This is a genomic window from Variovorax sp. F042, assembly GCF_057814215.1.
The window spans coordinates 1,434,451-1,459,426 of the sequence record NZ_JBVASX010000001.1; the positions used below are offsets into that span (position 1 = coordinate 1,434,451).

The following is a 24,976-nucleotide window of genomic DNA, read 5'->3' on the forward strand; positions in this document are numbered from 1 at the left end:
CTGCCAAGGTTTTTTTGGCCCTCTCATGGGTTTCGCGCGCATCGGACGGTGGTTCTTTCCATCGGTCGATTCCTGAAAGGAAACCCGCGTGCCTCATCAACAACCAAGCTCCGCTACCCCTGACTTCTCCGGCTTCTGGGTGGCCCTCGTCACACCGTTCCGCGACGGCGCTGTGGACCATGCCGCCCTCGCCGCGCTGACCCGGCGGCTCGCCGACGACGGCGTGACGGGCTTCGTGCCCTGCGGCTCCACTGGCGAGGCCGCCGCGCTCGACGAAACCGAGCAACTGGCCGTGCTCGACACCGTGCTGGCAGCGGCCGGCGGGCTGCCGGTCGTCATGGGCATCTCCGGCTACCACCTGGGCAAGGCCACGGCCTGGGCGCGCAAGCTCTCGGAACGCCCGCTGGCGGGCCTTCTGGTGTCCGCGCCGAACTACATCCGCCCGTCGCAGGCCGGCCTGCTCGAATGGTTCCGCGCCATCGCCGATGCGAGCACGGTGCCGGTGCTGGTCTACGACATTCCCTATCGCACGGGCGTCACCATCGCCCGCGACACGCTGCTGGCGCTGGCCGGGCATCCGCGCATTCACGGCATCAAGGACTGCGGCGGCGACATGGCCAAGACGCGCGCGGTGATCGCCGATGGGCGGCTGCAGGTGCTGACAGGCGAAGACCACCAGATCTTCGGCACCATGGCCGAAGGCGGCGTGGGCGCCATCGCGGCCAGCGGAAACGTGCAGACGCGCCGCTTCGTCCGGCTGGTGCGCCTGCTTGCGGAAAACCGGCTGCCCGAGGCGCGCGCCGAATGGCAGGCGTTGCAGCCGCTGGTGGAAATGCTGTTTGCCGAGCCGAACCCGGGCCCGCTGAAGGCATTGCTGGCGCACATGGGCGAAATGCGCGACGAGTTGCGCTCACCGATGACCCGCGCGTCCGACGGCCTGCGCGAGCGCCTCGTGGCGCTGGATGCCCGGCTCAACCGCCCGTGACAGGCGGGAAGAAAGCGACTTCGCAGCCTTCGCTCAGGGTGGCGGCCTCGTCGCTCATGGCCTGATCGAGCGCCATCCGCACCGCCTTGCCGCGCGCAAGCGCGGTGGCGTAGGCGCTGCCCCTGGCGATGAGTTCGTCGCGCAGGGCCGACAGCGTTTTGGCTTGCGTGTCGACGGTTTCACCGCTGCTGGAAAGTGCCTCGCGCACCGAGGCGAAATAACGGACCTGGATCTTCATGACGGGATTCAGCCCAGCAGCGATGCGAACGGAATGAAGTTGACGGTGTCGCCCGACTTGATCGTCTGGCCCGACGGGTTGTCGACCACGCCGTCGCCCCAGACCATCGAAGTGAGCACGCCCGAACTCTGGTTGCCGAACAGGTCGAGGCCGCCGGCCGCATTGCGCCGCGCGCGCAGGAACTCGCGGCGTTTGTCGGCACGCAGCCAGTCGAAATCGGCGCGCATCTTCACCGCCTCCGGCGCGACGCGCGTGGCACCCTGCAGCGTCAGCAGAAAGGGCCGCACCAGCATCAGGAATGTGAGGAAGCTCGACACCGGATTGCCGGGCAGCCCCGTCACATGACATGCGCCCTGCCCGTTGCTGCGCGCAATGGAGCCATAGGCAAAAGGCTTGCCGGGCTTCATCGACAGCGACCAGAGCTGCAGCTCGCCGAGCGACTGCAGCGCCGCGCGGATATGGTCTTCCTCGCCGACGGAGACGCCGCCGGTGGTGATGATCAGATCGCTGGCCTCAGCCGCGTTGCGCAACGCGGCGATGGTGGCTTCGCGGTCGTCGGGCACGATGCCCAGGTCGTTCACCTCGCAGCCCAGGCGGTGCAGCAGGGCCCGCATGAAGAAACGGTTCGAGTTGTAGATGGCGCCGGGCTTCATCGCGTCGGGCGCAACCTCGCCGGGCATCACCAGCTCGTCGCCGGTGGAGAGCATGGCCACGCGCGGCTTGCGGGCCACCTGCAGCTTGTGAAAGCCGACGCTGGCCGCGAGGCCGAGTGCGGCTGGCGTGAGGCGTTCGCCCTGCTTCAGTACGACGTCACCGGAGGCCACGTCTTCGCCGGCACGGCGAATCCACTGCCCGGCCGCCGGAACGATGGCGATGCGCACCGAGCCCAGGCTGCCTTCCTGCGGCGTGGCCGTGGTGTCTTCCTGCATCACGACCGCGTCGGCCCCCTCCGGGATCTGTGCACCCGTGAAGATGCGCGCCGCGGTGCCGGCCGCGAGCGGCGTGCCGACAGTGCCTGCAGGAATGCGCTGCGCCACTGTCAGCTCGGCGCCCGGCGCGACGCAGTCGGCGATGCGCACGGCATAGCCGTCCATCGCGCTGTTGTCGCGCGGCGGCACCGTGAGGCCGGAGACGAGGTCTTGCGCCAGCACGCGGCCGTCGGCGTCGAAGGTGCCGACGCTTTCGGTGGGCAGCTTCGGCTGCGCCTTCGCGAGCAGGACCGCGATGGCCTCGTCCAAAGGCATCAACGGCGGGCGCGAAGAAGAAGCGGAAAAAGGAACGGGGGATTCAGCCATGGTGATCGGGGTTGTATTCGAAGCGGTCGCCGCTGTCGATCAACCACTTCGCAATGGCCTCGGCGTCGTTGAGGTCGAACAGCGGCCGTTCGGTGGGCGACGGCAGGCTGGCCGGCGCGTCGGTGGCCACGGCGGTGACGAAGGGATCGTTGGTGTACAGCACGGGCCGCGAAGGCTCGCCCGCTTCCGGCTCGCGCCAGACCTCGATCTTGAGCACGTCGCTGTGCCGGAAGCCTTCGACCAGCACCCAGTCGGCCGCCGGGTGCACCTCGGCCAGCAACTGGTGCACGCTGAGTTCAACGGGAACTTCGAATTCGCGCATCACGGCCAGCCGCTTGTCTGACGCCACGACCACCTCGAAGGCGCCGGCCTCGCGATGGCGGTAGGTGTCCTTGCCCGGATGGTCGATGTCGAACTTGTGGTGCGCATGCTTGACCACCGACACGCGCTGGCCGAGCCGCTTGAGCGCCGGAATCAGGCGCTCGAGCAGCGTGGTCTTGCCCGCGCCCGAATAGCCGGCGAAACCGACGACCTTCATGCGGGAGCCCGGCCGTGATCAGTCACAGTTCTCTGCGATGTAGGCCTTGACGGCTTCCGCGTCCGCCGGCAGCTTGACGACGCGCTTGGGCAGCGCCTCGATGCCTTCGAACTTCTTCGGCCGCGCGGGCTCTTCGCCCAGTGCCTCGACCAGCGTGGCGGCGAACTTGATCGGCAGCGCGGTTTCGAGCACCACCATCGGCACGCCGGGCGTGATCTGCTCGCGCGCGGCCTTGAGGCCGTCGGCCGTATGCGGATCGATCAGCGTGGCAAAGCGCTTCTCGGTGTCGCGGATGGTGGCCAGGCGGTCGGCGTGCGTGCTGCGGCCGCTGCGGAAGCCGAAGCGCCCCGCGGCCTGCTTGAACGCCGGGTCGGCGCTCAGGTCGAAGCTGCCCTGCAGGCCCAGGTCGTCCACGAACAGCTGACGCAGCCTGGCGGAGTCGCGCCCGACCAGGTCGAACACGAAGCGCTCGAAGTTGCTGGCCTTGCTGATGTCCATCGACGGGCTGGAGGTTTCGTGCGTATCGACGGCCGCGCGCACGCGGTACACGCCGGTGCGGAAGAACTCGTCGAGCACGTCGTTCTCGTTGGTGGCGACCACCAGCGTCTGGATCGGCAGGCCCATCATTCGCGCCACGTGGCCCGCGCAGACGTTGCCGAAGTTGCCCGAGGGCACGGTGAAGCTCACCGGCTTGTCGTTGCTCGCCGTGGCCTGGAAGTAGCCCGCGAAGTAGTAGACGACCTGCGCCAGAAGGCGCGCCCAGTTGATCGAGTTGACCGTGCCGATGCGGTACTTGCGCTTGAAGCCCAGGTCGTTCGACACCGCCTTGACGATGTCCTGGCAGTCGTCGAACACGCCGGTGATGGCGATGTTGTGGATGTTGGCGTCCTGCAGGCTGAACATCTGCGCCTGCTGGAACGGGCTCATGCGGCCGTCGGGCGAGGTCATGAAGACGCGCACGCCCTTCTTGCCGCGCATGGCGTATTCGGCCGCGCTGCCGGTGTCGCCGCTGGTAGCGCCGAGGATGTTGAGCTCGGAGCCGCGGCGGGCCAGTTCGTACTCGAACAGGTTGCCCAGCAGCTGCATCGCCATGTCCTTGAAGGCCAGCGTGGGGCCGTTGGACAGGGCTTCGAGGTACACGCCGTCTTCGAGCTCGCGCAGCGGCACGATCTCGTCGGTGCCGAACACTTCGGCTGTGTAGGTCTTCGCGCAGATCGCCTTCAGGTCGGCCGGCGGAATGTCGTCGATGTAGAGCGAGAGGATCTCGAAGGCCAGTTCGGCGTACGGCAGCGCGCGCCATTTGGCGAGCGTGGCGGTGTCGACCTGCGGATACGTTTCGGGCAGGTAGAGGCCGCCGTCGGGCGCGAGGCCTTCAAGAAGGATTTCGCAGAAGCGCTTGCGGTCGGGGTGGCCGCGGGTGCTCAGGTAGTTCACTTCAGCTCTTCCTTGCGGATGCGCACGATGGGTTCGAGCACGGTCGGCAGCGCCTGCAGCTCGGCAATGACGTCATTGACGGTGCCTTCGCGCGCATCGTGCGTGAGGATGATGAGGTCGGTCTGCGTGGAGCCCTCGCCGCCCACTTCGTCGGCTTCGCGCTGCAGCACGGCGTCGATGCTGATACCGGCGGTGGCCAGCAGGCCCGTCACCTTGGCGAGCACGCCGGCCTGGTCGGCCACGCGCAGGCGCAGGTAGTAGCTGGTGACGACTTCCGACATCGGCAGCACCTTCAGGTCGCTCATTGCGTCGGGGTGGAAGGCCAGGTGCGGCACGCGGTGCGCGGCGTCGGCGGTGTGCAGGCGGGTGATGTCGACCAGGTCGGCGATCACGGCGCTGGCGGTCGGCTCGCTGCCGGCGCCCTTGCCGTAGTAGAGCGTGGTGCCGACGGCGTCGCCGTGCACCACCACCGCGTTCATCGCGCCTTCGACGTTGGCCAGCAGGCGCTTCGACGGCACGAGCGACGGATGCACGCGCAGCTCGATGCCCTTGGCGGTGCGCTTGGTAACGCCAAGCAGCTTGATGCGGTAGCCCAGTTGTTCGGCGTACTTGATGTCCTGCGCGGCGAGCTTGGTGATGCCTTCGATGTGGGCCTTGTCGAACTGCACCGGAATGCCGAAGGCAATGGCGCTCATCAGCGTGACCTTGTGGCCGGCGTCAACGCCTTCGATGTCGAAGGTCGGGTCGGCTTCGGCATAGCCCAGGCGCTGCGCCTCCTTGAGCACGGTCGCGAAGTCCAGGCCCTTGTCGCGCATCTCGGACAGGATGAAGTTGGTGGTGCCGTTGATGATGCCGGCCAGCCACTGGATGCTGTTGGCCGTGAGGCCTTCGCGCAGCGCCTTGATGATCGGGATGCCGCCGGCCACCGCAGCCTCGAAGGCCACCATCACGCCCTTGGCGTGCGCGGCCGCGAAGATCTCGGTGCCGTGCACCGCGAGCAGCGCCTTGTTGGCCGTAACCACGTGCTTGCCGGCCGCGATGGCCTCGAGCACCAGTTGCTTGGCAATGCCATAGCCGCCGATGAGCTCGATGACGATGTCGATGTCGGGGTTGGCGATGACTTCGCGCGCGTCGCTGACCACCTTGACGCCTTCGCCGACCACTTCGCGGGCGCGGGCAGTGTCGAGGTCGGCCACCATGGTGATCTCGATGCCACGGCCGGCGCGGCGCTTGATTTCTTCCTGGTTGCGCTGGAGCACCTTGAAGGTGCCGCTGCCGACCGTGCCTGCGCCGAGCAGGCCTACTTGGATGGGTTTCATTGGGAGAGTCGCGTTCATGGTTTGGATGGGGTGGCTGACGGCGTGGAAGTCACGACGCGGCTGACGTAGCGGGGCAAGGTCCAGGCGCCGCCGGCAAAGCCGCGGCACATGCCGTCGCCTGTGGAGCCGGTGCGCACGAAATCCTTGCCGTTGAAATGCCAGGTCTCGCTCGACCAGCAGTCGCCGATGCCTCGGCCTTTCATGGCAGAGGTGACGCTGCCTTCCTTCTCGTCGAAGTCGCCATTCGCCTCGATGGACACCGGCGCATAGGGCGGTTTGTCGTTGGCGATCCAGAGCAGGCTGGAATAGTTGTAGGCGCCCATGCCGCAGCCCAGCGACAGCAGCACCTTCCGGTCGGTCAGGCGCGAGACGTTCAACGACTTGGCGTTGATGTCTTCGCGGTTGTTGCAGTCTTCCTTGGCGCTGTCCAGCTTCAGGAACGGGAAGATGCGCGCGGCGAGCGCGTCGTCGCCGGGGTGCGCCTTCGGCGGCACGACCACGTTCACGACGGGGGCCGTCACCGGCGGCAGCACCGAAGACTCGGGCTTGCTGCCGCGGCGCACCAGCGCACCCGGCGTGCCGACGCGGCCCTGGGCTTCGTCCATCTTCAGCAGCACGGCGTTGAGGCCGGCGAGCGAAAGGGTCCACTTCTTGCCGCCGTTGGCGGTCACCGTGGCGTCGTCGCCCTTGAGCAGCTCGGGCAGGACGGTGCGAACCTGGCTGTCGTCGAAGCTGGCGGTGCCCGCAGCCAAGCCCGAGACGGTGGCCTTGCCGACCTTGAAGCGCAGCGGGCCCTTGACGCCGTCGTCATCGCCGATCTGCAGCTGGATGTCTATTGCCGTGCCGGGCCCGGCCTTGCGGGTGATGAGCATCGACACCGGCTCGCTCGCCCCGCTGTCCGGCTGGTAGCCGGCGGCGCGGCAGGTGCGCGTGTTGTCGCAGGCCAGCTCCCAGTCGTTGTGCGAGAACGAGACAAGCTCCTTGTCGGCGGCTCCGGCGGACAACGCGGCGAGCGACAGCGCCGCAGCAGCGATGCAGGCAGATTTCATGTGCGCGACTTGCGGCGCAAACGGTACTGCTCCAGGAACTTCGCGATGCGGTTGATGGCCTCGCGCAGGTCGTCTTCGTGGGGCAGGAACACGATGCGGAAGTGGTCCGGCGTGGCCCAGTTGAAGCCGGTGCCCTGCACCAGCATCACGCGGGTTTCCTTCAGCAGCTCGAGGAAGAACTGGCGGTCGTCCTCGATCGGGTAGACCTCGGGGTCGAGCTTGGGGAACATGTAGAGCGCTGCGCTCGGCTTGACGCAGCTCACGCCCGGGATGGCGGTGATCAGCTCGTAGGCCAGGTCGCGCTGGCGGCGCAGGCGACCGCCCTCGCACACGAGGTCGTTGATGCTCTGGTAGCCGCCGAGCGCGGTCTGGATGGCCCACTGGCCCGGCACGTTGGCGCACAGGCGCATGTTCGAGAGCATGTTCAGGCCCTCGATGTAGTCCTGCGCGCTGCGCTTGTCGCCCGACACCACGAGCCAGCCGGCGCGATAGCCGCACGAACGGTAGCTCTTGGACAGCGAATTGAAGGTGAGCGTGAGCACGTCGGTCGACAGGCTGGCGATGGCCGTGTGCTTGACGCCGTCGTACAGCACCTTGTCGTAGACCTCGTCGGCGAAGATCACGAGGCCGTGCTCGCGCGCGATGGCCACGATGCTCTTGAGCAGATCGTTCGAGTACAGCGCGCCGGTCGGGTTGTTCGGGTTGATGACCACGATGCCCTTGGTGCGCGGCGTGATCTTGGCGCGGATGTCGTCGAGATTGGGCATCCAGCCGTTGGCTTCGTCGCACAGGTAGTGCACCGGCGTGCCGCCCGACAGGCTCGTGGAGGCAGTCCACAGCGGGTAATCAGGGGCCGGCAGCAGCAACTCGTCGCCGTCGTTGAGAAGCGCGTTGGTGGACATGGCGATCAGCTCGCTGGCGCCGTTGCCAAGGTAGATGTCGTCGAGGGTGACGCCCGCAATGCCCTGCTTCTGCGTCTCGTGCATCACCGCCTTGCGCGCGGCGAAGACGCCCTTGCTGTCCGAATAACCGGCCGAGGTGGGCAGGTTGCGGATCATGTCCTGCTGGATTTCCTCGGGGGCATCGAAGCCGAACACGGCCAGATTGCCGATGTTGAGCTTGATGATCTTCTGGCCGTCTTCTTCCATCTGCTTGGCGGCGTCCATGATGGGGCCGCGGATGTCATAAAGAACGTTGGCCAGCTTGGCCGATTTCTTGAGCTGCTTCAAAAGGCCCTCCCGGGCGCGGGTTACGGAGTTGCTTGGATGCGCTTGATGCGGGGTCACCGCGGAGTCAAAGGCCCTTGCGAGCCCCGTGGCACTAGGGAAAACCTATAATTTGACCACAGTTCCCAGTGCCCAGATGAAGCTCCAGCCCGACAAATCCGACGCTCAGTCCCTCACCGCACACGGCCCCGGCTGGGTGGCAATCAACAACGAAAAAGTCGAAGGCAGCGTAGTGGTTGGCTCGCGCGGCGAGCGCTTCGAATGGAATTGTTCAAGCTTCGACCAGCTCGGCGCCGAACATTTCGCGCAATTGGCGACCCTGGGTGCGGAATTGATCATTTTCGGCAGCGGAAACCGTATCCGCTTCCCCCAGCCCGCATGGCTTAAGCCCCTGATGGCGCAGCGCACCGGCGTCGAGACCATGGACACCGCGGCGGCCTGCAGAACCTACAACATCCTGGCCGGAGAAGGCCGGCACGTGATTGCCGCCCTGCTGGTCGAGAGCCCGGCGGGTGGCTGAGAGAGGTATTTTCGGGGTAAAATACCGGGTTGCGAACAGGCCCGCTACCCCAAAGTTAGCAACGACCAATCCTCCATTCCTTGAGCAAGTCCCGTCCGAAACGGGACGAGAGGGCTCGGGAACGGAATCTAACGGAGAAAACAAGTTTCATGGCGATCGTTGTCAACAAACCCATTCCTGAATTCGACGCCAACGCCACGGGCGGCCTCAAGGTCTCGAATACCTCGCATCTCGGCCACGTGCTGGTCATGTATTTTTACCCGAAAGATAACACTCCGGGTTGCACCACCGAAGCCATGCAGTTTCGCGACCGCTACAAGGACTTCGAAAAGGCCGGTGCCACGGTGTTCGGCGTGTCCCGCGACAACATGAAGTCGCACGACGAATTCAAGGCCAAGCTCGAGCTGCCCTTCGAGCTCATCGCCGACACGGAAGAAAAGATGTGCCACATGTTCGGCGTGGTCAAGAACAAGATCATGTACGGCAAGAAGGTCAAGGGCATCGAACGCAGCACCTTCCTGATCGGCGCCGACGGCATCCTGAAGGCCGAATGGCGCGGGCTCAAGGTTCCCGGCCATGTCGACGACGTGCTCAAGGCCGTCAAGGCGCTCAAGAAGGCTGCCTGACCGCCGCCCGGCGAGCCGGCGGTGCACTTTTCCGCTCTGGCGTGGGGAATGCCCAACGCAGTGCGTAAAGAGCCTCCGGCGCGTCATCCGCGGTGTGCATAATGGTTTCATGCCGTTGAGCTCCACGACCGCATCCCCCGAACAAAGCCGCCTTGGTCTTCAGGCGGCTTTTTCGTTTTCTGGTTCCCACTTTCTGCGAGCGATCTGACACATGCCACTGCCCCCCGCCCCCACGAAACGCGCTGCATTGCTCTCGCCGGACGCACTCGATGCGCCTGCCCGGTCCTCGCACAGGGGCTCGCGCCGTTCCGGCGATTCGCGCGCTGACGAAGCCACGGTGCACAGCCCGCAGCCGCTGGAATTGTTCGACAGCCTCGGCACTGAAGGCGCCGGCGGCGCCACCACGCGCCCGACGCGCCGGGCCAGATCCAAACCTGCGCCGGCACCGGCGCCCGTGAGCGCACCGCAACCGGAGGCCATGGTGCAGGTCGAGACGAGGAAGGCGCCGGTCGTCGAAGTCGCACCAGCTCCCGCCCCGGCACCGCAAGCGCCGACACGCCCCAAACGCAACAAGTCCACCGGCCCGGCCAAGCTGTTCGTGCTCGACACGAACGTGCTGCTGCACGACCCCATGTGCCTGTTCCGCTTCGAGGAGCACGACATCTTCCTGCCGATGATCGTGCTGGAAGAACTCGACGGCCACAAGAAAGGCACCACCGAAGTCGCGCGCAACGGCCGCCAGACCAGCCGCACGCTCGATGCGCTGGCCGGCGCCCAGGACGCCGACATCGACAAGGGCCTGAAGCTCGACACCACGGGCCACCGCGAGGCCGGTGGCCGGCTGTTCTTCCAGACCGCCCCGCTCGACTACTCGCTGCCGATCAGCCTGCCCCAGGGCAAGGCCGACAACCAGATCCTCGGCGTGGTGCACGCGCTGCGCGACGAGTACGCCAAGGACCGGCCGGGCAAGCCGAAGCAGGAAGTGGTGCTGGTGTCGAAGGACATCAACATGCGCGTCAAGGCGCGCGCGCTGGGCCTGGCCGCCGACGACTACCAGAACGACAAGACGCTGGAAGACGGCGACCTGCTCTACGCCGGTTCGCTCGCACTGCCGCCCGACTTCTGGACCCGCCAGAGCAAGACGGTCGAAAGCTGGCAGAGCGGCAGCAACACCTTCTACCGGATCAGCGGTCCGCTGGTGCCCAACCTGTACATCAACCAGTTCGTGTACTTCGAGGCGCCCGGCGAGCCGAGCATGTACGCCCGCGTCACCGAAATCCGCGACAAGACCGCGGTGCTCAAGACGCTCAAGGACTACAGCTCGGGCAAGAACGCGGTCTGGGGCGTCAACACGCGCAACCGCGAGCAGAACTTCGCGATGAACCTGCTGATGGATCCGGAGATCGACTTCGTCACGCTGACCGGCACCGCCGGCACCGGCAAGACCCTGATGGCACTGGCTTCCGGCCTCACGCAGGTGCTCGACGACCGCCGCTACACCGAGATCATCATGACCCGCGCCACCGTGAGCGTGGGTGAAGACATCGGCTTCCTGCCCGGCACGGAAGAGGAAAAGATGGGCCCCTGGATGGGCGCGCTCGACGACAACCTCGAGTTCCTGGCCAAGGGCGATGGCGGCGGTGCCGGCGAGTGGGGCCGCGCGGCCACCAACGAGCTGATCCGCAGCCGCATCAAGGTCAAGAGCATGAACTTCATGCGCGGACGCACCTTCCTCAACAAGTACGTGATCATCGACGAGGCGCAGAACCTCACGCCCAAGCAGATGAAGACGCTGATCACCCGCGCCGGCCCCGGCACGAAGATCATCTGCATGGGCAACCTCGCGCAGATCGACACGCCGTACCTGACGGAAGGCTCCTCGGGACTGACCTTCGCGGTCGACAAGTTCAAGGGCTGGCCGCACGGCGGGCACATCACGCTGGCGCGCGGCGAACGATCGCGTTTGGCGGATTTCGCAAGCGACGTGCTCTAGAACCAGCGGCACCGGCCGACACAAGCCCGCGCATGCTCCCCGGAGCATCGCGGGCTTTTTTTCGCCTGCGGTGACAGGCTACTGACAAGACGTTGTCAGTAGGCGGCTCGCACCATCAGGGCTCCTTCAACCGACACGAAAGAGAGCCCCAGAATGCAAAAACAGAACGCCATCAGCTGGTTCGAGATCCCGGTCGCCGACATGGACCGCGCCCAGGCCTTCTACGAAACCGTGCTGGCCCGCAAGCTGCGCCGCGAGAACTTCGGCGGCGAGACGCTGGCCGTGTTCCCCTACGACGATCCCGCCACGGGCGGTGCCCTGCAGGCCGGTGCCAACGCCAGCGCGCGCGCCGGCACGGGCATTCGCATCTACCTCGACTGCAACCCCGGCATCGACGCCGTGCTTGCGCGGGTCGAAGCCGCCGGCGGGCAGATCGTGGCGCCAAAGTCTGCGTTGCCGCCCGGCATGGGCTTCATCGCCCACATGCGCGACACCGAAGGCAACGAAGTCGGCCTGCACGCGCTGGATTGATCCCGTCATGACGCAACGCAACTGGATTGCCGTGGCCAGCGCCGAGCACGCGCGGCTCGGCCGCGACCACCGGCCGCTCGGCTTCATGCAGGTCGGCCACGGCAAGCATTCGCCGCTCAAGCGGCTCGCAGCGGGCGACCGCGTCGCCTACTATTCACCGTCCACGGTGTTCGGTGGCACGGACAGGCTGCAGAGCTTCGTGTCGATCGGCGTCGTGCAACCCGGCGAGCCGTATGAGTTCGACATGGGCAACGGCTTCGTGCCGTGGCGGCGCGACGTGAGCTATGCAGCCGGGCACGAGGCGCCAATCGCACCACTGATCGAGCGCCTGGCCTTCATCGAGAACCCCAAGCAATGGGGCTACAAGTTTCGCTTTGGCATGTTCGACGTCACCGACGCCGACATGAAACAGATCGCCCAGGCCATGAAGGCCGATCTGAAAACACTGTCGCTTTGAGGAGAAGCCCCCCATGGAACCTACCCGTCAACATCAGGACGCCTTTCACGTCGCGGGCCTCACCATCCGCACCACCAACCGCGAGGAGAACGAGCCCGCAACCGCCCGCATCGGCAAGCTGTGGGGCCGCTTCTTCGGCGAAGAGACTTACGCATCGACGCCGGACCGCACCGGCGACGCTCGCATCTTCAGCGTCTACTCGGCCTACGAATCCGACGCCCACGGCGCCTTCGACGTGACGGCGGGTGTCGCCGTCTCGGACAGCGAGGGCAGCCGCGCCGTCGAGGCCGGCGACTATCTCGTGTTCACCGGCCAGGGAGAGATGCCGCAGATGGTCATCGCCACATGGCAGCGCATCTGGCAGTATTTCGAGGCGCACCCGGAAGTCGCGCGCCGCTACCGCAGCGATTTCGAAGCCTACGAAGGGCCGGACAAGGTGGCGATCCACATCGGAGTTTCATGAGCCCCAAGAAGAGCTGGCGCGACCGGCTGGCCAGCTACCCTCACCTGCCGAACGTCAAGGAGATTCCCGCCGCCATGCGCTCCCGGCGCGGCGAAGGGACCATCGCCACGCCGTCGCCGCAGGAGGTGCAAGCCGCGATGCGCAGCATTCCGGAAGGCCGGCTCGCAACGGTGATGGGCATCGGCGAAGACATCGCACTGCGCCACCAGGCGACCATCGGCTGCACCGTGACCACGGCGATCTTTGCGCACATGGTCGCGCATGCGGCCGAGGAGGCAGAGAGGACGGAAGAACGAACGCCCTACTGGCGCACCCTCAAGATCGGTGGCGAACTCAATGCCAAGTACCCCGGCGGCATCGAGGCGCAGATGTCGAAGCTCGAAGCCGAAGGCCACACGGTCGTGCAGCGCGGCAAGCGCTACTTCGTCGAAGACTTCGCGAAGAAGCTCACCGGAACACGCTGATGCGCCGCGCAGACCGCCTGTTCCAGCTCGTGCAGCTCATCCGCGGGCGTCGTCTGACCACGGCCGCGTTCCTGGCGCAGCGCCTCGAAGTGTCGGAGCGCACCGTGTACCGCGACGTGGCCGATCTGCAGCATCAAGGCGTGCCCATCGAGGGCGAGGCAGGCGTGGGCTACCGGCTGGGCGCCGGCTTCGAGCTGCCGCCGCTGATGTTCACGCAGGACGAGGCCTCGGCGCTGGTGGCCGCGGCGCGGCTTGCGCAGAGCTGGGTCGATCCGGCACTGGCACGCGACATCGAGACCGGGCTGGGCAAGATCCTGTCGGTGCTGCCACCGGCGGCGCGGGTCTCAGCCGAGGCACTGGCGCTCTACGCACCCGCAATGGGCCTGGACGACACCTTGCGCGCGCGGCTGCAGACGCTGCGCGAGGCGGTGCAGTCGCACAACAAGCTGCTGCTGCAGTACCACGACGTATCGGGCGATGCCAGCGAGCGCACGGTGCGGCCGCTCGGCTGCTTCTATTGGGGCAAGGTCTGGACGCTCTCGACCTGGTGCGAGCTGCGCAATGACTTCCGGGGTTTTCGCCTGGATCGCATGGATGCGATCACGGTGCTGCCCGAGCGCTTTCGCGACGAGCCGGGCAAGACGCTGGCAGACATGCTTCGACAGATGAAGGCCGAGACGGCGCAGGGCAAGGTGGTGCCGCAGAAGCCATCGGACTCGCCGCCCTGGTCCGGCAACGGCTCCAGCTGACGACCTTCCGAGCCGGCTCAGTACTCGTCGTTGTGGCTATAGCCCACCAGGTTCTCGAACTTGGTGATCGGCTTCAGGAAGGCCAGCTTGATGGTGCCGGTCGGGCCGTTCCGGTGCTTGCTGATGATCACCTCGGCCACGCCCGGCTCCTTCGACTCCTTGTTGTAGTAGTCGTCGCGGTAGATGAACATGATGATGTCCGCGTCCTGCTCGATGGCGCCGGATTCGCGCAAGTCGCTCATCATGGGGCGCTTGTCGGTGCGGCTTTCAACGCCGCGGCTGAGCTGGGACAGCGCGATCACCGGGCACTTCAGCTCCTTGGCCAGCATCTTCAGGCCGCGCGAGATTTCGCCCACGGCGGTGGCGCGGTTCTCGTCGCCCGAAGTGCTGGTCGACATCAGCTGCAGGTAGTCGACCACGATCAGGCCCAGGCGCCCGTACTGGCGCGCGAGGCGGCGCGCGTTGGCGCGCAATTCGCTGGTCGAGAGGCCCGGCGTTTCGTCGATGTGCAGCGACACGGTGCGCAGCTTCTCGATGGCCTCGGTCAGGCGCGGCCACTCTTCGTCGCTGAGCTTGCCGGTACGCAGGTGACCCTGGTCGATGCGGCCGATGGAGCCCACGATACGCACCGCCAACTGCGCGGCGCCCATTTCCATCGAGAACACCGCCACCGGCAGACCTTCTTCAAGCGCCACGTGCTCGGCGATGTTGATCGCGAGCGACGTCTTCCCCATCGAGGGACGAGCAGCCAGCACGATCATGTCGCCCGGCTGCAGGCCCGAGGTCATCTTGTCGAAGTCGTTGAAGCCGGTGCGCACGCCCGTGATGTCGTTCGGGTTCTCGGCCATTTCCGTCACGCGGTCGAGCAGTTCGACCACCAGGGCATCCATGCTCTGGAAGCCCTGCTTCATCCGCGTGCCTTCTTCGCCGATGTTGAAGATCTTCTGTTCGGCTTCGTCGAGGATCTTGTCGACCGCCTTGCCCTGCGGATTGAAGGCGTTGGTCGCGATCTCGTCGCTGGCGGAAACCAGTTTGCGCAGGATCGAGCGCTCGCGCACGATCTCGGCGTAGCGGCGGATGTTGCTCGCGCTGGGCACGTACTGCGCGAGCGAATTCAGGTACACCAGCCCGCCGATGTCGTCGGCCTTGCCGAGGTTCTGCAGCTGCTCGTAGACGGTGATCACGTCGGCCGGCTTGCTGGCGTTGATCAGCCCGCCGATGGCGGCGTAGATCAGCTTGTGTTCGTGGCGGTAGAAGTCGCCGTCGACCAGCAGGTCACCCATGCGGTCCCAGGCGCCGTTGTCGAGCAGCAGGCCGCCGAGCACGCTGGATTCGGCCTCGATGGAATGAGGCGGAATGCGCAGTTGGGCAACCTGGCGATCGGCCGACGGGTCATTGTCGGCATAGGAGAAAACGGCGGACATGGACTTCCCTTGCAACCCTGCATGCTAAGCCGCGCGCGCCGATGCGTGTGTGGACAAGGTTGTGAATAAACAGTGATCTTCCAGTGCAATCGACTGGAAAACTCAGGCGCAGAAAAAGAAAAGCCGCCCGAAGGCGGCTTTTGCTGCAGCGCACAGGCGCTGTGGACGATCAGGCGGTTTCGCCGTAGACCGTCACGGTGATGTCGACCACCACGTCGGTGTGCAGGGCCACGCTCACGGTGCTGTCGCCGACGACCTTGATCGGGCCGTTGGGCAGGCGCACTTGCGACTTGGCAACCTTGTAGCCTTGCTTGCCCAGTTCTTCGGCGATGTCGCCGTTGGTGACCGAGCCGAACAGACGGCCGTCGACGCCAGCCTTTTGCGTCAGCTTGATGGTCGTGCCACCGAGCTTTTCGCCTTGAGCTTGCGATTCGGCCAGCTTGGCGGCCGCAGCCTTTTCGAGTTCGGCGCGCTTGGCTTCGAATTCGGCCTTGTTGGCGGCGGTGGCGCGGCGGGCGCGGCCCGTCGGGATCAGGAAGTTGCGTGCGTAGCCGTCCTTGACCTTGACGATGTCGCCCAGGCCGCCGACGTTGACAACCTTGTCCAGAAGAATGATTTGCATGGTGTCGACTCCTTAGACGCGGTGCTGGTCGCTGTACGGCACCATGGCCAGGAAGCGCGCGCGCTTGATGGCGGTGTTCAGCTGGCGTTGGTAGATCGCGCGCGTGCCGGTCAGGCGGGCGGGGATGATCTTGCCGTTTTCGCTGATGAAGTCACGCAGCGTGTCGATGTCCTTGTAGTCGATTTCCTCGACGCCAGCGACGGTGAAGCGGCAGAAGCGCTTGCGCTTGAACAGCAGCGACTGGGTGTTGCGCTTCGGGCGCTTGTCTTTGTTGAATTTCTTGAACGTGGCCATTTGGGGACCTCTTGTCGAAAATTAATCTTGCTGAAAATCCTGGATGTGCAGGACCGGATGCTTGCCGTTGCCCGGTGTCGCGAGAAAGCCCTGAAAACGCCAGAGACTTCCCATCGACTGCTTTGCGAGCCGTTCGGCGATGGCGCCGAAGGCAACGGCCTTGAGGGCCGTCTTCACCTGCCTGGGTTTACCTGCCTCCTGGAGCGTCGACTCGTGTTCGAGCTTCAGGTCTATGGCGGGCAAGCCGGCTGGTGTGAATCGCAATGCTCCGAGTTCGGCAACGGAGGCGGTCAGCAGAAGCTGGTTGACCCCGGTTGCCGCAGCGGCAGCAGTCACGCCATCAGTTGTTGTTGGCGGCGTATTCGGCCTGCTGGGCCTTGCGAGCCTCTTCGCGCTCGACCGTCTTCATCATCGACGAAGGACCGGTTTCGGCCTTCTTCTTCTGAACGGTCAGGTGGCGCAGCACGGCGTCATTGAACTTGAACGCGTGTTCGAGCTCGCCCATCACGGTTTGCTCAGCTTCGATGTTGACGCACAGGTAGTGGGCCTTGTTGAGCTTGTTGATCTGGTAAGCCAGCTGACGACGGCCCCAGTCTTCAACGCGGTGGATCTTGCCGCCGCCGGCCGTGATCAGGCCCTTGTAGCGCTCCAGCATGGCCGGAACTTGTTCGCTCTGATCCGGGTGGATCAGCAAAATGATTTCGTAGTGACGCATGGCACTCCTTGTGGATTCTTCCGAAGAAGAGGAAAAGCCACCTGCAGCGTCGGGCGCAGTGTGGCAAGGCAAAGCCGGCGATTATAGCCCTGTAGCGCGCACTTCGGCAAGCCACCTCAGTCGTTGAGGGCCTTGTCCAGGGCGGCTGCCTTTTCCGGGCCCACCGCGGCCCGGATCTTGGGTGCCAGCGCCAGGAGGTCTTCGTAGCTCGTCGTGCCCTCGACCTGCAGGTTGAGCCGGAAGCCCATCAGGCCCAGGCCGCCGGTGAGTTGCGTGGCGATGGGATAGGCATCCTTGTAGCGCTGCTGCTTGCTGCGCCCGGAGGAGCCCACAGCGGGAGCAGCGGGTGCGGCCGGCGCGACCGGTTTCGCCACTGCCTCAGCGGATGCGCCTCCGGCGGCCGGCGATGCTGCACTGCCCTCCGCCGGCTCGAGCAGGCCCAACGCCACCATCTGGTCGATGTCTTCGCGGGCAATGCCCATGCCGTTGGCCAGCACCTCATCGACCGAGCGCTTGCCGTCGAACAGGATGAAGGCCGAGCGCTGGCGCGGCGACAGAGGGACCGAGCGGTCCTTGAGAACCTGATGGCCCGTTTGCGTCTTGACAAGAATCATGGTGGTCTTCCCTTCCGGGATGCGCCCGTGAATCTCACAAGTCTGGCATCAATTACGCAATTCGTTTCAATAACACCCCGCCGTCGCGGGAATCCCCCCATGGGGATTTCCGCAGTCCGGGCTTCAGCGCTTGGCGAGTTGCTGCCAGGTGTCGATCACGCTGTCGGGGTTCAGGGAAATCGATTCGATCCCCTCCTCCGCCAGCCACAGCGCGAAGTCCGGGTGGTCGCTGGGGCCCTGGCCGCAGATGCCAACATACTTGCCCTCGGCCTTGCACGCCTTGATGACACGGCTCAGCAGCGCCTTGATGGCCGGGTCGCGCTCGTCGAAGTCGGCTGCCAGCAGCTCGAGGCCCGAGTCGCGGTCCAGGCCCAGCGTGAGCTGGGTCAGGTCGTTCGAGCCGATCGAGAAGCCGTCGAAGAACTTCAGGAACTCCTCGGGCAGGATGGCGTTGCTCGGCACCTCGCACATCATGATCAGCTTGAGGTCGTTCTCACCGCGCTTCAGGCCATGCTCGCCCAGCAACGTGGTCACGCGCTCGGCCTGGCCCAGGGTGCGCACGAAGGGCACCATGATCTGCACGTTGGTCAGGCCCATGTCGTTGCGCACGCGCTTCAGCGCTTCGCACTCCATGGCGAAGGCCTCGCCGAAATCGGCGCTCAGGTAGCGTGCGGCGCCACGGAAGCCCAGCATCGGGTTTTCTTCTTCCGGCTCGTAGCGGCTGCCGCCGATCAGCTTGCGGTACTCGTTCGACTTGAAGTCCGAGAGGCGCACGATGACCTTCTTGGGCCAGAAGGCCGCCGCGATGGTCGCGATGCCTTCGGCAACCTTGTCGACGTAGAAGGCGCGCGGCGAGGCGTGGCCGCGTGCCACCGACTCGACCGCCTTCTTCAGGTCGTTGTCGACGTTCGGGTAGTCGAGGATCGCCTTCGGGTGCACGCCGATGTTGTTGTTGATGATGAACTCGAGCCGTGCGAGGCCCACGCCGTGGTTCGGCAGCTGCGCGAAGTCGAAGGCGAGCTGGGGGTTGCCCACGTTCATCATCAGCTGGATGTCGATCTCGGGCATCACACCGCGCTGCACTTCGGTCACTTCGGTTTCGAGCAGGCCGTCGTAGATGAAGCCGGTGTCGCCCTCGGCGCAGCTCACCGTGACCAGCGTGCCGTCCTTCAGCAGGTCGGTGGCGTCGCCGCAGCCGACCACGGCCGGAATGCCCAGTTCGCGCGCGATGATGGCCGCGTGGCAGGTGCGCCCGCCGCGGTTGGTGACGATGGCGGCGGCGCGCTTCATCACCGGTTCCCAGTTGGGGTCGGTCATGTCGGTGACGAGCACGTCGCCGGCCTGGACCTTGTCCATCTCGCTGATGTTGTGCACCAGCCGCACGGGGCCGGTGCCGATTTTCTGGCCGATGGCACGGCCCTCGGCCAGCACGGCACCTTTGCCCAGCAGCTTGTAGCGCTGCTCGGCCTTGCCCTGCTGCTGGCTCTTCACCGTTTCCGGGCGCGCCTGCAGGATGTAGAGATGACCGTCGGTGCCGTCCTTGCCCCACTCGATGTCCATCGGGCGGCCATAGTGCTCTTCGATGACCAGCGCGTACCTGGCGAGCTGTTCGACATCGGCGTCGCTCAGCGAGTAGCGGTTGCGCTGCTCGGCCTTGACGTCGGTGGTCTTCACCAGCTTGCCGCTCGCCTTTTTCTCTTCGGGCGTCGCGAACTCCATCTGGATCAGCTTGGAGCCGAGGTTGCGGCGGATGACGGCCTTCTTGCCGGCGCGCAGCGTCGGCTTGTGCACGTAGAACTCGTCAGGGTTCACGGCGCCCTGCACCACCGTTTCGCCCAAGCCGTAGCTGGAAGTGATGAACACCACGTCTTCGAAGCCAGACTCGGTGTCGATGGTGAACATCACGCCGGCGGCGCCGAGGTCGGAGCGCACCATGCGCTGCACGCCGGCCGACAGCGCGACCACGTCGTGCTCGAAGCCCTTGTGCACGCGGTAGCTGATGGCGCGGTCGTTGTAGAGGGAGGCGAACACCTCCTTCATCTTGTGCAGCACGTCATCGATGCCGACCACGTTCAGGAAGGTTTCCTGCTGGCCCGCGAAGGAGGCGTCGGGCAGGTCTTCGGCGGTGGCCGACGAGCGCACGGCGAACGAGGCGGCCGGGTTGCCGGCGCTCAGCGTGGCAAAGGCTTCGCCAATGGCTTTCTGCAGGTCGGCCGGGAACGGCTGGGCTTCGACCATGGCGCGGATCTCGGCGCCGGCGGTGGCCAGCGCGCGCACATCCTCGGTGTCCAGCGCGGCGAGCCGCTTGCTGATCTTGTCGGCCAGGCCGTCGTGGGCCAGGAACTGGCGGAATGCGTGCGCCGTGGTCGCGAAACCGGTGGGCACCCGCACGCCCTGCGGCAGCTGCGAGATCATTTCGCCGAGGCTGGCGTTCTTGCCGCCAACCGCCTCGACGTCGGTCATTCTCAGGTTTTCAAACGGTACGACCAGGGCGGTCGCGTCGAAAAGTGCAGACATGGGGAAGCTCCAGAAGTTGAAACCGGTGCCGCATGCAGACGGCGCGGCACGATCGTTGTCGTTGCTTTGGGTGCGGGCGCGGTGTGCATGGAAAGAATTGGGGCTGGGAAGCGGATTCCCGATAATGGCCCGGATTGTAGGCGTGGCAAGGTTGCCCGCGCCGCAGGACAAGGCCGCATGACCACGCATTCACGCACTGTTTTCTTCATTTCCGACGGCACCGGCATCACCGCCGAAACCTTCGGTAACGCCGTTCTGGCCCAGTTCGAGATGAAACCGCGCCATGTCCGACTACCTTTTACCGACACGGTCGACAAGGCCCACCAGGCGGTGCGACAGATCAACCACACGGCCGAACTCGAGGGCGTGCGCCCCATCGTCTTCACCACGCTGGCCAACATGGACGTGCTGGAAGTGATCGAAACCGGCTGCAAGGGCATGCTGCTGGACATGTTCGGCACCTTCGTGCGGCCGCTCGAAATCGAGCTGGCCGTGAAGTCGAACCACCGGATCGGCCGCTTCAGCGACGTCAGCAAGAGCAAGGAATACAACGACCGCATCGCCGCGATCGACTTCAGCCTGCAGCACGACGACGGCCAGAGCAACCGTGACCTGGAAGGCGCCGACGTGATCCTGGTGGGCGTGAGCCGCAGCGGCAAGACGCCGACCTCGCTCTACCTGGCAATGCAGCACGGCCTGAAGGCGGCCAACTACCCGCTGATTCCGGAAGATTTCGACCGGCGGCAACTGCCACCGGCCCTGATTCCGCATCGCAAGAAGATCTTCGGCCTGACCATCCAGCCCGAGCGGCTCAGCGAGATCCGCAACGAGCGCCGGCCGAATTCGCGCTACGCCAGCCTCGAGAACTGCCGCCACGAGGTGAGCGAGGCCGAGGCGATGATGCGGCGCGCCGGCATCCGCTGGCTGTCGACGACCACCAAGTCGATCGAGGAAATCGCGACCACGATCCTGCAGGAGCTGCGGCCCGAGCGGCTGGTCTACTGAGGTTGATTGCTATCTTTTGGATAGCAATCAGCGACAAGAACAATAGCTACCCGAAAAGATACTGGACCGTGCCGTCCACGCTCGTCACCGGCTGGCACGGCGTGCCCCAGACCGCCTCGATCAGCCCCGCCTGGAGCACCTCAGCCGTCGCCCCCTGCATCAGCCCGCCCGAAGCGCCGCCCAGAACCACCACCTCGTCGGCGTAGCGCCGCGCGAGGTTCAGGTCGTGCAGCACGGCCACCACGCCCACGCCGCGCGCGGCCCAGGCGCGCAGCAGGCGCATCGCCGAATGCTGGTGCGCGAGGTCGAGCGCCGCAGTGGGCTCGTCGAGCAGCAACCAGCGGGTCGCGCCGTCGGGCCGCGGATGCCAGAGTTGGGCCAGCGCCCGAGCCATGTGGGCCCGCGCCTTCTCGCCACCCGACAGGGTGTTGAGGACGCGCGGCGCCAGCGCCGACACGTCGGTCAGCCTCATCGCCTCTTCGACGATCGCGTCCTTGTCGCGGCCCGGCGATCGGCGGTGCGGGTAGCGGCCCAGCGCCACGATCTCCTGCGCTGTGAAGTCGAAGGCGACCGCGCTCTCCTGCGGCATCAGGGCCCGGCGCAGCGCCAGTGCCGGCATGCCGTGGTCTTCGAGCGGACGGCCGTCGAGCATCACCCTCCCCCGCGTCGGCGCGCGCTGGCCGGCCAGCACCGACAACAGCGTCGACTTGCCCGCGCCGTTGGGCCCGAGGATGGCCGTTACCCGGCCCGGCGCCAGGTGAACCGAAGCATCGGCGAGCAGCGTCTTTGCCCCGACGCGGACCTCCACACCGGCGCAGCACAGCGCCATCGGATCGCGCGGCATCGCAGTCATATGCGCCCCTTGAAGTGCCGCAGCATCCACAGGAACATCGGCGCGCCGATGAACGCCGTGAGCACGCCCAGCGGCAGTTCGGCCGGCGCCATCACCGTGCGGGCCACAGTGTCGGCCGCCAGCGCCAGCGCCGCCCCAAGCAGAGCTGACGCCGGCAACACCACGCGGTGATCGGGCCCGGCCACCATGCGCACCCAGTGCGGCGCGATCAGGCCGATGAAGCCGATGATCCCGGTCGTCGCCGTCACCGCCCCTACAGCGACGGCCGTGACGACGATGGCGCGCCGCTTGATGCGTTCGACGTCCACGCCGAGCAGCGCCGCCTGCGCCTCGCCCAGCGCAATGGCGTTCAGCGGCGCCGCCAGAGACCGCGCCGCCACGCACGACAGCAGCACCGCCGCGCCGACCAGCAGCACGGCGCTCCAGCGCGCACCGCCCAGGCTGCCCAGCAGCCAGAACTGCAGGCTGCGCAATTGCTCGTCGGTCGCCATCACGCTGAGAAAACCAAGCCCCGCGCTCGCCAGCGCATTGACCGCGATGCCCGCCAGCAGCATCAGCGCCATGCGCGTGCCACCTTCGCTGCGCGACAGGCCGTAGATCAGCAAGGTCACCGACAGCCCGCCGCCGAATGCCATGAGCACCAGCGTCCAACTGCCCAGCGTGCGCGGCAGCACGGGCCACAGCCATGCGCCGAGGATGATCGTCACGCCCGCCGCCAGCGCCGCGCCACTGCTGATGCCAACAAGCCCCGGGTCGGCCAGCGGGTTGCGGAACAGCCCCTGCATCAGCGTGCCCGCCATGCCGAGTCCCGCACCCGCCGCCACGCCCAGCACGAGGCGCGGCAGGCGGATGTTGAGAAACACCAGGTGCTCGGGCGATTTGTCGGCGCCCTGCCCCAGCGAGGTCAGCACGCCCCAGAGTTGCGGCAGGCTGATGGCATACGCCCCCGAAACAGCCCCCACCACGAAGGCGGCGACGAGCAGCAACGCACTGCCGCCCAGCACGGCCTGTGCCGAGAAGCGCTGGCTCATGCGGTGGCAGCCAGGAACTTTTCGTGCAGTTCGGCGATGGCCGCAGGCATGCGCGGGCCGAAGCCCAGCAGCAGCAAGGCGTCCTGCGTGATCAGGCTGCGCTTCTTGAACGCCGGCGTGAGCGCAAGCTCGGGCCGCTGCCAGAACTTGTCGACGCCACCGTGGGCTTCGATGCTCTGCGTGCTGGTGAGGATGATGTCGGGCGCGGCGCTGGCCATGGCTTCGGCGGTCATCGGCCTGTAGCCCTGGAAACCGCCGAGTGTGTTGACGCCGCCCGCAAAGCCGATCACCGAGTGCGCAGCGGTCTTCTCGCCCGAAACCTGCGGGCTGGCGCTGTGCGACAGCACGAACAGCACGCGCGGCTTGCGCCCCTTCGACGCTGCGGCCACGCGCTGTTGCACTTGGCTCCAATCGGCATCGAGCTTCGCCTGCAGCTCGCGCGCCTGCGCCTCGCGCGCAGCGGCGCGGCCGACGGCCTGTACCTTGCGCTGCACTTCGCCCCAGCTGTGGTCGGCCTCGATGATCTCGACCTTGACGCCCGCGCTGCGAACCTGGTCGAGCACCACGGCCGGACCCGATTCGTTGGTGGCGATGATCGCGTCGGGCTTCAGCGACAGCAGGCCCTCGGCCGACAGCTGGCGCATGTAGCCGACCTTCGGCGTGGCACGCGCGGCAGCGGGATACAGACTGGTGGTGTCGGTGCCGGCAAGCTGCGCTTCCGCCCCTAGCAGGTAGACGACTTCAGTGATCGCGCCGCTGACGGTCACGAGCTTGGGCAGCTTCGCGTCCTGCGCGAACAGGGGCAGCGCGGTGGCGCCCAGCGACGAGGCGCCGAGCAGGCGCAGCACGTCGCGGCGCTGCAGCGGAAAACGATCGTTCATTTCGTGAAAGGAGGTCATGGGGCCTCGGTCGCAGGTTGAAGACGCGGCAGCTCGCGCACGATGCGACGCCATTCCTCGCGCTCCGGCATGCCGGGCTTGCGCGCGCCGAAGAACATCGCCATCAGCTCGCCCTGCTGGTCGAAGGCTTCGACCGATGTCACGACACCGTCGCTGGTCGGCTTCTCGACGATCCAGACGCTGGCAATGCGGTCTTCACGCATGTGCAGGTTGAAGCCGGGGTCGAGCACGTTGAGCCAACGCATCGGCGTCGCGTTCTCGCCGTGGCCCTTCATTTCCATCGGTTCGATGCGCACCACCGGGCCGGAGTGGATCTGGATGCAACCTGGACTGCCGACGAAAACCATGATCGGCGTGCCGTCGAACGCGGCTTCGTTCAGCAGGCCGCTGATGGCACTCAGTTCGGCGCGCTGAGTGAACTCGCCTTCGGTCAGGCGAAAGCTCTGTTGGCGCTCCACGCCGAACTTGTTCAGCAGGCCGAAGAACTCGTGCGTGTCCTGCATGCCGCGCCAGGCTTCGGCGAGGCCTGCCGTGTCGATGACGCTGTCTTCGCGCGGCACTGCCTTGTCTTCGGGCGCGGCAAACACCACGGGTTCGTCCGGCGCGGTGAAGCTGTCGATGACCGACTGGAAGGCATCGCGGTCGGTGGCGTCGCGCACGAAGATCTTGTGCACGGCCACGCCCTGCGCATTGAAGAACTGCAGGCTCAGAGACGGCAGCACGCCCGGGTTGGCCGCTGCCTCGCTCACCGCGAAGCCCGCATGCCAGCGGCTGAAGAACAGCCGCAGGTCGATGGCCTCGCCCAGCGCGAGCCCCATCGCGTCGCTGCCCGACACCTTTTCATAGACACCGGTCTTCTCGTGCACCGTGGTCTCGTTGCGCGTGAGCGCCAGCACGGGGCCGCACAGCTCCAGCGCCTGCAGCAGCTCGACCCACGGGCCGTGCAGTCGCGTGGCGCGCAGGGCCTTGTCGTGCGTGTCCATGTGCGCGGCCACCGCCGCGCCTTCGGACAGGCCCATGGCCGCAGCGGCGTCCTTGTGGCGCATGCCCTTGGCGCGCAATGCGGCGAATCGGTCTCGGATGTCTTGGGCGTTGATCATCGGGTTTCCTTGTTG

The 24,976-nt window shown here is 66.2% G+C and carries 28 protein-coding genes; 10 read left to right on the plus strand and 18 right to left on the minus strand.

What is annotated here, in order from left to right; all coding sequences use genetic code 11:
- Nucleotides 1–88: 88 nt before the first annotated feature.
- Nucleotides 89–985 carry a 4-hydroxy-tetrahydrodipicolinate synthase gene (gene dapA / locus ACZYSP_RS06890; RefSeq protein ID WP_489013299.1) on the plus strand — a complete coding sequence of 299 codons (897 nt, stop codon included), beginning with the start codon at nt 89–91 and terminating at the stop codon, nt 983–985.
- On the opposite strand, the gene moaD is transcribed toward dapA, so the two are convergent.
- The 7 genes from moaD to ACZYSP_RS06925 are packed head-to-tail and all read right to left on the minus strand — an operon-like array spanning nt 972 to nt 8,087.
- On the minus strand, nt 972–1,223 hold the full coding sequence (gene moaD, locus ACZYSP_RS06895) for a molybdopterin converting factor subunit 1 (protein WP_489013301.1): 252 nt from the start codon (nt 1,221–1,223) through the stop codon (nt 972–974). The genes dapA and moaD overlap by 14 nt on opposite strands.
- Before the next feature lie 8 nt (nt 1,224–1,231).
- Nucleotides 1,232–2,518: a molybdopterin molybdotransferase MoeA gene (locus tag ACZYSP_RS06900; protein ID WP_093051051.1), complete on the minus strand. Its 1,287-nt coding sequence runs from the start codon at nt 2,516–2,518 to the stop codon at nt 1,232–1,234.
- Entirely contained in the window at nt 2,511–3,056 is a 546-nt protein-coding gene (mobB, locus tag ACZYSP_RS06905) for a molybdopterin-guanine dinucleotide biosynthesis protein B (RefSeq protein ID WP_093051054.1), read from the minus strand. Before mobB ends, ACZYSP_RS06900 begins: the two co-directional genes overlap by 8 nt.
- Nucleotides 3,057–3,074: 18 nt before the next feature.
- Nucleotides 3,075–4,490, minus strand: coding sequence for a threonine synthase (gene thrC / locus ACZYSP_RS06910; protein WP_097198754.1), 1,416 nt, complete (start codon nt 4,488–4,490; stop codon nt 3,075–3,077).
- Nucleotides 4,487–5,809, minus strand: coding sequence for a homoserine dehydrogenase (locus ACZYSP_RS06915; RefSeq protein WP_093077660.1), 1,323 nt, complete (start codon nt 5,807–5,809; stop codon nt 4,487–4,489). The genes thrC and ACZYSP_RS06915 overlap by 4 nt, the downstream gene beginning before the upstream one ends.
- 14 nt (nt 5,810–5,823) lie before the next feature.
- Complete coding sequence (locus ACZYSP_RS06920) at nt 5,824–6,858, minus strand: DUF1176 domain-containing protein (protein ID WP_489013305.1); 1,035 nt, start codon at nt 6,856–6,858, stop codon at nt 5,824–5,826.
- Nucleotides 6,855–8,087 (minus strand): pyridoxal phosphate-dependent aminotransferase, encoded by a 1,233-nt coding sequence (locus tag ACZYSP_RS06925; protein WP_093077663.1) that lies wholly within the window; start codon nt 8,085–8,087, stop codon nt 6,855–6,857. The genes ACZYSP_RS06920 and ACZYSP_RS06925 overlap by 4 nt, the downstream gene beginning before the upstream one ends.
- 133 nt (nt 8,088–8,220) lie before the next feature.
- Between ACZYSP_RS06925 and ACZYSP_RS06930 the strand changes: the two genes are divergently transcribed.
- The 8 genes from ACZYSP_RS06930 (at nt 8,221) to ACZYSP_RS06965 (ending at nt 13,887) form a co-directional block, all read left to right on the plus strand.
- A complete protein-coding gene (locus tag ACZYSP_RS06930; RefSeq protein ID WP_093077666.1) occupies nt 8,221–8,604 on the plus strand; it encodes an Mth938-like domain-containing protein in 384 nt (127 codons plus the stop codon).
- Nucleotides 8,605–8,753: 149 nt separating this feature from the next.
- Nucleotides 8,754–9,230: a peroxiredoxin gene (locus ACZYSP_RS06935; protein WP_007830801.1), complete on the plus strand. Its 477-nt coding sequence runs from the start codon at nt 8,754–8,756 to the stop codon at nt 9,228–9,230.
- A 211-nt stretch (nt 9,231–9,441) separates the two neighbouring features.
- Nucleotides 9,442–11,223 (plus strand): PhoH family protein, encoded by a 1,782-nt coding sequence (locus ACZYSP_RS06940; protein WP_093077668.1) that lies wholly within the window; start codon nt 9,442–9,444, stop codon nt 11,221–11,223.
- 153 nt (nt 11,224–11,376) lie between these two features.
- Nucleotides 11,377–11,754 (plus strand): VOC family protein, encoded by a 378-nt coding sequence (locus ACZYSP_RS06945; RefSeq protein ID WP_258353967.1) that lies wholly within the window; start codon nt 11,377–11,379, stop codon nt 11,752–11,754.
- 7 nt (nt 11,755–11,761) lie between these two features.
- Nucleotides 11,762–12,211, plus strand: a complete 450-nt coding sequence (locus tag ACZYSP_RS06950) for an EVE domain-containing protein (RefSeq protein WP_440531977.1) — start codon at nt 11,762–11,764, stop codon at nt 12,209–12,211.
- Nucleotides 12,212–12,224: 13 nt separating this feature from the next.
- Nucleotides 12,225–12,674: a GyrI-like domain-containing protein gene (locus ACZYSP_RS06955; protein WP_489013313.1), complete on the plus strand. Its 450-nt coding sequence runs from the start codon at nt 12,225–12,227 to the stop codon at nt 12,672–12,674.
- On the plus strand, nt 12,671–13,138 hold the full coding sequence (locus tag ACZYSP_RS06960) for an MGMT family protein (protein WP_093077675.1): 468 nt from the start codon (nt 12,671–12,673) through the stop codon (nt 13,136–13,138). Before ACZYSP_RS06955 ends, ACZYSP_RS06960 begins: the two co-directional genes overlap by 4 nt.
- The gene (locus tag ACZYSP_RS06965) at nt 13,138–13,887 is read left to right on the plus strand and encodes a helix-turn-helix transcriptional regulator (RefSeq protein WP_489013316.1); all 750 of its coding nucleotides are present in this window, start codon (nt 13,138–13,140) and stop codon (nt 13,885–13,887) included. Before ACZYSP_RS06960 ends, ACZYSP_RS06965 begins: the two co-directional genes overlap by 1 nt.
- 17 nt (nt 13,888–13,904) lie before the next feature.
- On the opposite strand, the gene dnaB is transcribed toward ACZYSP_RS06965, so the two are convergent.
- The 7 genes from dnaB to ppsA all read right to left on the minus strand — a co-directional run bounded on the left by dnaB (nt 13,905) and on the right by ppsA (nt 20,073).
- Nucleotides 13,905–15,311, minus strand: coding sequence for a replicative DNA helicase (gene dnaB / locus ACZYSP_RS06970; RefSeq protein WP_093051090.1), 1,407 nt, complete (start codon nt 15,309–15,311; stop codon nt 13,905–13,907).
- Between the two features lie 169 nt (nt 15,312–15,480).
- Nucleotides 15,481–15,933 carry a 50S ribosomal protein L9 gene (rplI, locus tag ACZYSP_RS06975; RefSeq protein WP_093051094.1) on the minus strand — a complete coding sequence of 151 codons (453 nt, stop codon included), beginning with the start codon at nt 15,931–15,933 and terminating at the stop codon, nt 15,481–15,483.
- Between the two features lie 12 nt (nt 15,934–15,945).
- Complete coding sequence (gene rpsR, locus ACZYSP_RS06980) at nt 15,946–16,227, minus strand: 30S ribosomal protein S18 (RefSeq protein ID WP_007830781.1); 282 nt, start codon at nt 16,225–16,227, stop codon at nt 15,946–15,948.
- Between the two features lie 21 nt (nt 16,228–16,248).
- Complete coding sequence (priB, locus tag ACZYSP_RS06985; protein WP_093051097.1) at nt 16,249–16,563, minus strand: primosomal replication protein N; 315 nt, start codon at nt 16,561–16,563, stop codon at nt 16,249–16,251.
- Nucleotides 16,564–16,567: 4 nt separating this feature from the next.
- Complete coding sequence (gene rpsF, locus ACZYSP_RS06990; RefSeq protein ID WP_093051100.1) at nt 16,568–16,942, minus strand: 30S ribosomal protein S6; 375 nt, start codon at nt 16,940–16,942, stop codon at nt 16,568–16,570.
- A gap of 116 nt (nt 16,943–17,058) precedes the next feature.
- Nucleotides 17,059–17,556 carry a hypothetical protein gene (locus tag ACZYSP_RS06995; RefSeq protein ID WP_307615046.1) on the minus strand — a complete coding sequence of 166 codons (498 nt, stop codon included), beginning with the start codon at nt 17,554–17,556 and terminating at the stop codon, nt 17,059–17,061.
- 123 nt (nt 17,557–17,679) lie between these two features.
- The gene (gene ppsA, locus ACZYSP_RS07000) at nt 17,680–20,073 is read right to left on the minus strand and encodes a phosphoenolpyruvate synthase (protein WP_093177075.1); all 2,394 of its coding nucleotides are present in this window, start codon (nt 20,071–20,073) and stop codon (nt 17,680–17,682) included.
- 177 nt (nt 20,074–20,250) lie between these two features.
- On the opposite strand from ppsA, the gene ppsR reads away from it, so the two are divergent.
- Nucleotides 20,251–21,078, plus strand: coding sequence for a posphoenolpyruvate synthetase regulatory kinase/phosphorylase PpsR (ppsR, locus tag ACZYSP_RS07005; protein ID WP_093051109.1), 828 nt, complete (start codon nt 20,251–20,253; stop codon nt 21,076–21,078).
- A gap of 46 nt (nt 21,079–21,124) precedes the next feature.
- Here ppsR and ACZYSP_RS07010 read toward each other — a convergent pair whose 3' ends face one another.
- From ACZYSP_RS07010 to ACZYSP_RS07025, 4 genes are read right to left on the minus strand one after another with little or no spacing between them, the layout of a single operon-like run.
- Entirely contained in the window at nt 21,125–21,922 is a 798-nt protein-coding gene (locus tag ACZYSP_RS07010; protein ID WP_489013324.1) for a heme ABC transporter ATP-binding protein, read from the minus strand.
- Between the two features lie 5 nt (nt 21,923–21,927).
- On the minus strand, nt 21,928–22,962 hold the full coding sequence (locus ACZYSP_RS07015) for a FecCD family ABC transporter permease (protein WP_489013326.1): 1,035 nt from the start codon (nt 22,960–22,962) through the stop codon (nt 21,928–21,930).
- Nucleotides 22,959–23,861: a heme/hemin ABC transporter substrate-binding protein gene (locus ACZYSP_RS07020; protein WP_489013328.1), complete on the minus strand. Its 903-nt coding sequence runs from the start codon at nt 23,859–23,861 to the stop codon at nt 22,959–22,961. Before ACZYSP_RS07020 ends, ACZYSP_RS07015 begins: the two co-directional genes overlap by 4 nt.
- Nucleotides 23,858–24,961 carry a hemin-degrading factor gene (locus ACZYSP_RS07025; protein WP_489013329.1) on the minus strand — a complete coding sequence of 368 codons (1,104 nt, stop codon included), beginning with the start codon at nt 24,959–24,961 and terminating at the stop codon, nt 23,858–23,860. The genes ACZYSP_RS07020 and ACZYSP_RS07025 overlap by 4 nt, the downstream gene beginning before the upstream one ends.
- Nucleotides 24,962–24,976: the final 15 nt, after the last annotated feature.